10 protein-coding genes and 1 pseudogene are annotated in these 10117 nt (G+C 60.2%); 4 read left to right on the top strand and 7 right to left on the bottom strand.

Features of this window, described 5'->3' with window-relative positions:
- The 3 genes and pseudogenes from BFL40_RS34375 to BFL40_RS25200 form a co-directional block, all read left to right on the top strand.
- Positions 1-207: pseudogene (locus BFL40_RS34375) on the top strand (N-acetylmuramoyl-L-alanine amidase); the annotation flags it as partial.
- 277 nt (positions 208-484) lie between these two features.
- On the top strand, positions 485-1897 hold the full coding sequence (locus BFL40_RS25205) for an aspartate aminotransferase family protein (RefSeq protein ID WP_071486466.1): 1413 nt from the start codon (positions 485-487) through the stop codon (positions 1895-1897).
- 82 nt (positions 1898-1979) lie between these two features.
- A complete protein-coding gene (locus tag BFL40_RS25200; protein WP_071486465.1) occupies positions 1980-2204 on the top strand; it encodes an MbtH family protein in 225 nt (74 codons plus the stop codon).
- Between the two features lie 44 nt (positions 2205-2248).
- On the opposite strand, the gene BFL40_RS25195 is transcribed toward BFL40_RS25200, so the two are convergent.
- The 7 genes from BFL40_RS25195 to minC form a co-directional block, all read right to left on the bottom strand.
- Positions 2249-4417: a mechanosensitive ion channel family protein gene (locus BFL40_RS25195; RefSeq protein ID WP_071486464.1), complete on the bottom strand. Its 2169-nt coding sequence runs from the start codon at positions 4415-4417 to the stop codon at positions 2249-2251.
- A gap of 72 nt (positions 4418-4489) precedes the next feature.
- Complete coding sequence (locus BFL40_RS34130) at positions 4490-4666, bottom strand: hypothetical protein (protein ID WP_162843031.1); 177 nt, start codon at positions 4664-4666, stop codon at positions 4490-4492.
- A 184-nt stretch (positions 4667-4850) separates the two neighbouring features.
- Positions 4851-6140, bottom strand: a complete 1290-nt coding sequence (locus BFL40_RS25190; protein WP_071486463.1) for a M18 family aminopeptidase — start codon at positions 6138-6140, stop codon at positions 4851-4853.
- Positions 6141-6312: 172 nt separating this feature from the next.
- Positions 6313-6948 (bottom strand): pseudouridine synthase, encoded by a 636-nt coding sequence (locus BFL40_RS25185; RefSeq protein WP_071486462.1) that lies wholly within the window; start codon positions 6946-6948, stop codon positions 6313-6315.
- 96 nt (positions 6949-7044) lie between these two features.
- Entirely contained in the window at positions 7045-7299 is a 255-nt protein-coding gene (gene minE, locus BFL40_RS25180; protein WP_003175252.1) for a cell division topological specificity factor MinE, read from the bottom strand.
- Positions 7300-7302: 3 nt separating this feature from the next.
- A complete protein-coding gene (gene minD, locus BFL40_RS25175) occupies positions 7303-8115 on the bottom strand; it encodes a septum site-determining protein MinD (RefSeq protein WP_003209098.1) in 813 nt (270 codons plus the stop codon).
- Positions 8116-8316: 201 nt separating this feature from the next.
- Complete coding sequence (minC, locus tag BFL40_RS25170; protein WP_071486461.1) at positions 8317-9054, bottom strand: septum site-determining protein MinC; 738 nt, start codon at positions 9052-9054, stop codon at positions 8317-8319.
- Positions 9055-9173: 119 nt separating this feature from the next.
- On the opposite strand from minC, the gene BFL40_RS25165 reads away from it, so the two are divergent.
- The gene (locus tag BFL40_RS25165) at positions 9174-10109 is read left to right on the top strand and encodes a lipid A biosynthesis lauroyl acyltransferase (protein WP_071486460.1); all 936 of its coding nucleotides are present in this window, start codon (positions 9174-9176) and stop codon (positions 10107-10109) included.
- Positions 10110-10117: the final 8 nt, after the last annotated feature.

Here is a 10117-nt window from a genome sequence, read left to right as displayed (position 1 = left end):
CGGTTTTGCCAGGGGTTGCCGCCGGAGGTGGAGGTGGAGAGGGCGTTTCAGCGGTATGGGTATGAGCCTGCTAAGAACCGGCGGGGGTTTGAGTTGAGGACTCGGGCGTTTCAGATGCACTTTCGGGCGCGGGATTGTTGTGGGGTTTTGGATGGGGAGACGTGTGCGATTTTGTATGCGTTGAATGATAAATATTGGGGGATTTGATGGAGTACATATCCGTTGCTGCGGTAACGGCTGCTTAGGGTTTCGCTTTTACAGCGACTCACTTTGGGGCTTTTCCAAAGTGAGTCGCTGTAAAAGCGGAACCATAAGTCGCCCTCACCCCAAAAACGGATATGTACTCATCCAAAAGCGACGACAAGCCTAAATCCCCCCGCCCCTGGTGCGTCTCCAGAACATGAAATCCGCGCGCACGCCCCAGGGCCTGCCCCAACGGATCAGCAGTTCGGCCACCCCCACCAGCGTATTGAGGGATCGAGAGATGTCAGTCGCTACCACCCGTATCGAAGCCCCCCAGGTGCACGCCACCCCGGCACCCGTGGAAACGCTCTACCAGTTCGAAGAAACCCCACTGCTGGCCCGCCAACGCCAACAGGAATCCAACGCCCGTAGCTACCCCCGACGCATCCCCCTGGCGCTCAAGCGCGCCAAGGGTATCTACGTGGAAGACGTCGAAGGCCGCAGTTTCATCGACTGTCTGGCCGGCGCCGGCACTCTAGCGCTGGGCCATAACCACCCGGTGGTGATCGAAGCCATCCAACAAGTACTGAGCGACGAACTCCCGCTGCACACCCTCGACCTGACCACCCCGGTCAAGGACCAGTTCGTGCAGGACCTGTTCGGCCTGCTGCCGACAGAGCTGGCGCGGGAAGCGAAAATCCAGTTTTGCGGCCCCACCGGCACCGACGCAGTAGAAGCTGCATTGAAACTGGTACGCACCGCCACGGGTCGCAGCACGGTGCTGTCGTTCCAGGGCGGTTATCACGGCATGAGCCAGGGCGCGCTGAGTTTGATGGGCAGCCTGGGGCCGAAAAAACCCTTGGGCGCCTTACTGGGCAATGGTGTGCAGTTTCTGCCGTATCCCTACGACTATCGCTGCCCGTTCGGCCTGGGCGGCGCGGAAGGGGTGAGGGTTAACCTGCATTACCTGGAAAACCTGCTGAACGACCCGGAAGCCGGGGTGTTGTTGCCGGCGGCGGTGATTGTCGAAGTGGTGCAGGGCGAGGGCGGGGTGATTCCGGCCGATCTCGACTGGCTGCGCGGCCTGCGGCGTATCACGCAGCAGGCTGGCGTGGCGTTGATCGTCGATGAAATCCAGAGCGGTTTCGGTCGTACCGGCAAAATGTTTGCTTTCGAACACGCGGGCATCATCCCGGATGTGGTGGTGATGTCCAAGGCCATTGGCGGCAGCCTGCCGCTGGCGGTCGTGGTGTATCGCGACTGGCTCGACACCTGGCTGCCGGGCGCCCATGCCGGGACTTTCCGTGGCAATCAGATGGCGATGGCGGCGGGTTCGGCGGTGATGCGCTACCTTAAGGAGCACGACCTGGCTGGCCACGCGGCGGCCATGGGCGAACGCCTTGGCGAACACCTGCGCATCCTGCAGCGCGACTTCGCGCAACTGGGGGATATTCGCGGGCGTGGGCTGATGCTTGGTGTGGAATTGGTCGACCCGGCCGGCACGCTCGATATCCAGGGCCATCCCCCCGTGCATCGCCAACTGGCGCCGCTGGTACAACGTGAATGCCTCAAGCGCGGCCTGATCCTGGAACTGGGCGGCCGCCACGGCAGCGTGGTGCGCTTCCTGCCACCGCTGGTGATTACCGCTGCTGAAGTCGATCGCGTCGCCGAGATCTTTGGGCGCGCGTTGGCGGCGGCGGTTGCCAGCCTCTAATTTTTTGACAGCCTGGTACGTTTCTACAGATATCAGCGCTGCGCGTGGTGCGCAGCCAGCCTTTGATCGATGGAGAACAGCAATGACCTCAGTATTTGACCGCGACGACATCCTGTTTCAGGTAGTGGTCAACCACGAAGAACAGTATTCCATCTGGCCCGACTACAAGGCCGTACCGGAAGGCTGGCGTACCGTGGGCAAGAGCGGCATGAAAAAAGAGTGCCTGGCCTACATCGAGGAAGTCTGGACCGATATGCGTCCCTTGAGCCTGCGCCAGAAGATGGACAGCGCCGCATTGGCTGGCTGAGTAACGCCAAGTTCCCCCATGCGCCCTGCATGGGGGGTATTCAATCAAGTGGTCTGTTCTTTATCCAGCCCGCCCGAAGCCCCCGTCACCACCTGCACACTCAAACGTGGCGTCGCCAAATCAAGCCCCGCCTCATCCAGATGACGTTTGAGCGACAGGTTGAACGCGCGCGATACTTCCCACTGCTTGATCGGCGCGGTCTTGAAACGTGCCCGCAGGATCGCGCTGCCGGATTCAAAGCTCTCTACACCCTGGATCTCCAGCGGTGACCAGATATTGCGGCGTTGCAACGGGTCGTTGCGCATTTTCTGGCCGACATCGCGCATCAGCTTGATGGCGTCGTCAATTTCCATGTTGTAGGGGATCGCCACCCGGAAGATCGCGTAGCCGAACTCCCGAGAGTAGTTCTTGATGCTCTTGATCTCGCTGAACGGGATGGTGTGTACGATGCCGTCGATGTCCCGCAGACGCACGGTACGAATGGTCAGGCCTTCCACCGTGCCGAGGTGGCCGCCGACGTCCACGTAGTCATCGATCGCCAAAGAGTCTTCGATGATGATGAACAGGCCCGTGATCAAGTCCGCGACCAGGGACTGCGCACCAAAACCGATGGCCAGGCCGATGACACCGGCACCCGCCAGCAGCGGTGTGACGTTCATGCCCATGTTCGCCAGCGCGACGATGGCGGCGATGATAAAGATGGTCACGAATAGCACGTTGCGGATCAACGGCATCATGGTCTGCGCACGCGCGTTGGCCAGGCCTTTGCGCGAGCGGGTCAGGGCGTGATGGATCACCGTGTCGCTGAGGATCCAGATCAGCCAGGCAAATAACAGCGTGCCGCCCAGGCCGAACAGCTTGACGCTGATTTCATGGCCGTCGCCTTCGGTAAAACGAATCAGCGACAGGCCCCAGACCCGCAGGCCCAGTTCGATAAACGCCAGCCACACCACCAGGTGGGCCAGGGTGTACACGAAGCTTTTCAGGCGTTCTGAGTACAGCGCATGGCGTTTGTGTCCGCGTTGCGGTTTGAGGGCATGGCGGCGTACCAGGCCGTTGATCACCATGCACAACACCAGCAACACCGTGCACAACAATGACTGACGCAGGGCGGTGCTGGTGTCGCCAGCGGACAGGAAGGTGGCAAACAGTGAGATGGCCACCAGCAGCAGTGCCGGCAAGTACCAGAAGGTGCCGATAATCGAGAGGGTGTCGGTCAGGGCGCGTCGCGTGAGGCGACGGTGCAGTGGCTGGTTGCGGATCAGGTGTGCGATTGGTCGGCGGAAACGCAGGATAAATACGCCGGTGGACAAGGCAGCCATCACATTGGCGACAGTCGCCGCCGTATGGGCCAGGTGTTGGCCCAAGGCCTGCATCATCCGAGGGTCGCTCAGGGCTTCACCGAAGGCGGCAAAGCTGCCGATCAGCCACAGGGGGCGAAAGGCCTGGTGGCGCAGGATATACAACGCGCGATGGCGGTGTGGACCATCAAGCACGGAGAAGGCAATCACACAGATCGCCGAGAAACAGGTGCCGACCACCAGCGCGTAAGCCAGCACCATCGCCAGGGATTTGCCCAGGGACGAGGGCAGGGCATAGGTCAGGTAAACCGTGATCACCAGCGCGATCAGCCACGGCCCGAGTTTGCGCAGGGCGAAGCGCAGCATGTCCCAGGTGCGCGGATGTTGTGGCAGTTCCTCGGACAGGCCGAAGCGTTCGCGTACGCGATGGCTGAGCCAGATCAGCGCGGCGGCCAGCAGGCTCCAGACTGCCAGGATCACGGCGAAACCGAAAATGATGGGCAGCCATTCGTTGGCGGGCAGCATCAGCGCGCTGAATTCATCTTTGGCTTGGTCAAACTCGTTGGACCAGCGCTCCAGCGGGCTGTCGGCGCCGGAGAACTGTGACTCAAGGCCGGCCAGTGTGTCGCCGATCAAACCGAGTACGCCTTGTTCGGCGGTGGGTTGGGCTTTTTGCGTGGTTTCACGCAATTTCTTCAGGTCGCTCAGCAACTGGGTGCGCTGCTGGTCGTTTTCCAGGGTCTTGATCACCTCGTCCAACGACTGGCCCAACGGTACGTCAGCCTGGGGTTGGGTTTTGGTGGCGTTGCCGAGCAAGCCTGGCAGGCTCACGGCTTGGGCAGACGTGAACGGCAGCAGCATCAGCAGGGCGATCAGGCAGTAGCAGGGCAGGGCGAGAAGACGGGAGAGCACGAGGCGGTCAACCTTGAAAACGACGAGTTGACCGAGTGTACGAGGCCGCTATGCCAGATGCGAGTGCATTTGTCATTCCGCCAGCTTGGCGAGGATCTTGTAAATCACGGTGCCCAGGATCAGTAGCATGCCGACCCACATGCCAAACACGCCGACCGACTTGTCGCGAAAGTTGAAGCCGACAGCCAACAGGATCATGCCGATCAGGATAGGGATGAGCATGGCGTGGAACGAAGACATGGAAATCATGGCGCGATAGCCTTGTCAGAGTGGGAATACTGACAAGTTTAGGTCGGATTATGGGAAATGGCGTTGATGTGAGTCAGATAGCGCCTGGTGTGTTTGAAATCGCCATCGCGGGCAAGCCCGCTCCCACAGGGAAATGTATTCCAAGTGTGGGAGCGGGCTTGCCCGCGATGGCCACGCCTCGGTCTTAAGGCAAATCACGGCTCGCGTAGAACGCGCCCAGTACCTTCACCAGGTGCGCCAGATCATGGCTACCGCACAGTTCGCGGATGGAGTGCATGGCAAACGTCGGCAGGCCGATGTCCACGGTGCGCACACCCAGGTGGCTGGCGGTAATCGGGCCGATGGTCGAGCCGCAGCCCATGTCGCTGCGCACCACAAAGCTCTGTACCGGTACTTCCTGGGCCATGCACAGATGGCGGAAGAAACCAGCGGTTTCGCTGTTGGTGGCGTAGCGCTGGTTGCTGTTGACCTTGATCACCGGGCCAGCGTTGAGTTTCGGGCCATGGTTGGCGTCGTGTTTCTCAGCGTAGTTGGGGTGCACACCGTGGGCATTGTCCGCCGATACCAATAGCGATTTCTGAATGGTACGTACGAAATCATCACCTTCGGGCAGCAGGCGACGCAGGGTCTGTTCCAGCATCGGGCCATCGGCACCGCAGGCCGAGCAGGAGCCGACTTCTTCGTGGTCGTTGCACACCAGCACGCAGGTTTCATCGGTTTCGCTGGTGAGCAAGGCTTGCAGGCCGGCGTAGCACGACAACAGGTTGTCGAGACGCGCACCGGCGATGAAGTCGCCATTGAGGCCAATGACAGCGGCGCTTTGCGTGTCGTAGAAGCTCAGCTCGTAGTCGAGCACCACATCAGCGTTCAGCCCGTGTTCGCGTGCCAACTGCTCGGTGAGCACGGCGCGGAAGTCCACGCGCTCGTCACCGGCAAATTGCGCGAGGATTGGTGGCAATTCGGTCTGGGCGTTGATCGCCCAACCCTGATTGGCTTCACGGTTCAGGTGAATGGCCAGGTTGGGGATGATGGCGATGGGCAGCTTGAAGTCGATCAACTGGCTTTCGACCTTGCCGTCGCGACGGAAGGTCACGCGGCCGGCAAGAGACAGGTCGCGGTCGAACCACGGTGCAAGCAGCGCACCGCCGTAGACTTCGACGCCCAACTGCCAGAAACCCTGGCGTTGCAGCTCCGGCTGGGGCTTGACCCGCAGGCACGGGCTGTCGGTGTGTGCGCCGACCAGGCGAATCCCACCCAGCAGCGGCGAGTGGCGGCCGAGCTTGAAGGCGATGATCGAGGAGTCGTTTCGGGTCACGTAATAGCGACCGTTGGCCTCGGTGGCCCAGGTTTCGCGCTCGTCGAGACGCTGGTAACCGGCCGCTTCCAGGCGCTGGGCCAGGGCTGCAGTGGCATGAAAAGGAGTAGGGGAGGCCTTGAGGAAGTCGATCAGGCCTTGATTCAACGCTTCGCGCATAAATAGCTCCAGACAGCAATGCGCGGAGTTTACCGTTCGATGGCGAGAAGTGCACATTACAAATGTGGGAGCGGGCTTGCTCGCGAATGCGGAGTGTCAGCCACTGAATCAGTTGACTGATCCAGCGCATTCACGAGCAAGCCGGCTCCCACGTTTTAAGGCATTGCCAACTTTAGAACGGGGCCGGGCACTCAAAGCGCAAGCGCTCGCCGCTCTGCGGATGAGTAAAGCTCAGCATGCTTGCGTGCAGACACAGTCGCGGCCAGGCGGCCAGGGCTTGTTCATGGGCATACAGGCCATCACCCAGCAACGGATGACCGATCGACAGCATGTGCACGCGCAATTGGTGCGAACGCCCGGTAATCGGCGTCAGCTCCACACGGCACCAGTCGCCGCAACGCTCCAGCACTTTCCAGAACGTCAGCGCATTCTTGCCGAACTCGTAGTCCACCACATGGCGTGGCTTGGTTGGCGGGTCGTAGCGCAGGGGCAGGTCAATGCTGCCGCTGTCCAGTTCCGGCTGGCCCCAAGCCAAGGCGGTGTAGGCTTTTTCGGTTTCGCGGTCGTGAAACTGGCGGGACAGCTCGCGGTGGGTATCGGCGTCCCGGGCCAGCAGGATGATCCCCGAGGTTTCCCAGTCCAGTCGATGGACGATACGGGCTTCGGGGTAACCGTTTTCCTGCAGGCGGGTGATCAGGCAGTCCTTGTTGTCATCGGCGCGGCCGGGCACCGAGAGCAGCAGGGTCGGCTTGTTCACCACCAGGACGGCGGCGTCCTGATGAAGGATATGGATATTGGACAACGGCATTAAACAGCCTCGTAACAAACGCCAACGGCGGCTCGCCCACCCGGTTCCCGCAAAGGGATCAAGGTGACCGAGCCGCCGTGGCGACTGCCCTTTCGATTAACGATCAGGCAGGGTGATATTGAGTTCCAGAATCGAGCAGCTGCCGTCGTTTTCCAGGGCGACATGCACATCGTCGTTCCCGATATTGACGTACTTGCGGATCACTTCGACCAGTTCCTTCTGCAAGGCTGGCAGGTAATCCGGCGTGCTGCGTTGGCCGCGTTCGTGCGCCACGATGATCTGTAGACGCTCTTTCGCTACCGACGCGGTACTTGGCTTTTTGTTGGCGCGAAAGAAGTCGAGAAATTTCATTGTTTAGTTGCCTCCAAAGATACGCTCGAAGAATCCCTTCTTCTTTACATCGAGGAAGCGATGTTCCACGGTCTTGCCCAGCAAGCGATCAACTGCATCGCTGTACGCCTGGCCGGCGTCGCTCTGGTCATCAAGAATGACCGGCACGCCTTGGTTGGAAGCCTTCAGGACTGCCTGGGATTCTGGAATCACGCCCAGCAGGGTCACTGCGAGGATTTCCTTCACGTCTTCAACACCGAGCATTTCGCCGTTGCTGACGCGCTCAGGGTTGTAGCGGGTGAGCAGCAGGTGCTCCTTGATCGGGTCTTCGCCTTTTTCGGCGCGCTGGGACTTGCTGGCCAGCAGGCCCAGCATGCGGTCCGAGTCTCGTACCGAGGAAACTTCCGGGTTGGTCACCACGATCGCTTCATCGGCGAAGTACATCGCCAGGTGAGCACCGGTTTCGATACCGGCCGGGGAGTCGCAGACCACGTATTCGAAGGTTTCTTTCAGCTCAGCCAGGACTTTGCCTACGCCTTCTTTGGTCAGCGCGTCTTTGTCGCGGGTCTGGCTGGCGGCCAGCACGTACAGGTTCTCAAGGCGCTTGTCCTTGATCAGGGCCTGTTGCAGGTTGGCTTCGCCGTTCACCACGTTGACGAAGTCGTACACCACGCGGCGTTCGCAGCCCATGATCAGGTCGAGGTTACGCAAACCGACGTCGAAGTCGACGATAACTGTTTTGTGGCCGCGCAGAGCGAGGCCGGTACCGATAGCGGCGCTGGTGGTGGTCTTACCCACACCACCCTTGCCGGATGTAACCACGAGAATCTTGGCCAAGGTGTTTCACCCCTAAGGAAAAAGGACTTTTCAGTCCCTGAAAAACATCTCTTGAAACTCGCTGCAGGCGGACAGCCTTTGTAGGAAAAAGATGTGGTTTCCACAAGGGAAACGCCAACTTCCAATTATTCCTACGCAAGTCTTGCCGGTTTCGCTGTGCTATCAGAGTCTAGAGATGCTTGGAAAATGCGGCAGTATCCGTTAAAGACGGATGATGTTCAACACATCGCCCGACAGGCTGACTTGTACCCCGGCCCCCCACAGCGGATCACGGCGCAAATCTTCTGAAACCTTGTACTGGCCTGCGATGGACACTAGCTCAGCGGTCAATTGCTGGCAAAAAATACGGGCCTTGGTATCACCCTTGATGCCGGCGAGGGCACGCCCGCGCATCGGGCCGTATACATGGATGTTGCCATCGGCCAGAAGTTCCGCCCCTGGGCTTACCGGAGCGATCACGACCAGGTCGCCGCCTTGGGCGTAAATTTGCTGCCCACCGCGTACGGGGGAGGTGATGATCTTTGTAGGCTTGACCGTGGGCTCCGGTGGTTTTTCCGGTTTTTTCTTCACTTCACCTTCCATCGGGTCGAGCGGACGCTCGCGGGCACCGGACGGTGGCAGTACTGGCAGTTCAATGGCGATGGCCGCGGCAATGTCTTCGATACGGCTGGCGCGAATCGCCAGGGTGCGCAAACCATGGGAGCGGCAAACGCGCATCAGGCCGGGCAAATCAATGGCACCCTGGCCGGCCGGGAGTTTGTCCAGGGCCAGTACCAGCGGGGCATTGTTAAAAAAGTTCGGCGCCAGGGCGACTTTGGCGGCCAGTTGGCGGTCCAGGGCGTCGAGGTCGTTGCGGGCCAGTTCCAGCACGGTGATGGCGAGCATGCTGCCTTTCAGCTGGAACACGGGATCTTGGTCTAGCGGTTCGGTTTGGCTCATGGTCGGCAAAAGCGGCTTGTCACGAAAAGTGTCGAGACTTATAACGAGAACATCCTCGGGCCGCAAGCCGAGTCGAACCGTTGTAGAATGCGCGGCCCTTGTCTTTACCGGAATCTGTAATGGATCGCCCGCGTTTTCGAGCTGTATTTCTTCACCCGCGTTTTTGGCTGCTATGGCTGGGACTCGGCCTGCTGTGGCTGATCACTCAGTTGCCCTACCGGGCACTGTTGACCATTGGTCGTTTACTGGGCGCGGGCATGTACCGTGTGGCTGGCGATCGTCGACGCATCGCCGAGCGCAATCTGGAGCTGTGCTTTCCGGAAAAAAACGCCGAAGAGCGTAAACATTTGCTCAAGGAAAACTTTGCCTCCACCGGTATCGCCTTCTTTGAAATGGCCATGAGCTGGTGGTGGTCGCGCCAACGCCTGGCGCGGCTGGCACACGTTGAAGGGTTGGAGCATCTCAAGCAGGCTCAGTTGGACGGCAAGGGCGTGATCCTGATGGCCCTGCATTTCACCACCCTGGAAATTGGTGCGGCCCTGCTCGGGCAAAAGCACACCATTGATGGCATGTACCGCGAACACGGCAACCCGCTGTTCGACTTCATCCAGCGCCGTGGGCGCGAGCGCCATAACCTCGATTCCCTGGCGGTGGAGCGCGACGACGTGCGTGGCATGCTCAAGCTGCTGCGCGCCGGTCGCGCGATCTGGTACGCACCGGACCAGGACTACGGCGCCAAGCAAAGTATCTTTGTGCCCTTGTTCGGTATCCAGGCTGCTACTGTGACCGCCACCAGCAAGTTCGCTCGCCTGGGCAAAGCGTTGGTGGTGCCGTTCACTCAGGAGCGCTTGGCCGATGGCAGCGGTTATCGCCTGGTAATCCACCCGCCATTGACCGATTTCCCCGGTGAAACCGATGAGATCGACTGCTTGCGCATCAACCGGTGGGTCGAAGCGTCGGTGCGCGAATGCCCCGAGCAATATTTGTGGACTCACCGGCGCTTCAAGAGCCGGCCACCGGGTGAGCCCAAGCTGTACGAAAAACGCCGTCGATAAGACCTGCC

It is taken from the genome of Pseudomonas costantinii (genome assembly GCF_001870435.1).
Lineage (GTDB): Bacteria > Pseudomonadota > Gammaproteobacteria > Pseudomonadales > Pseudomonadaceae > Aquipseudomonas > Aquipseudomonas costantinii.
The sequence above is the reverse complement of the archived record's forward strand: the minus strand, read 5'-3'. Positions and strand labels throughout refer to the sequence as shown.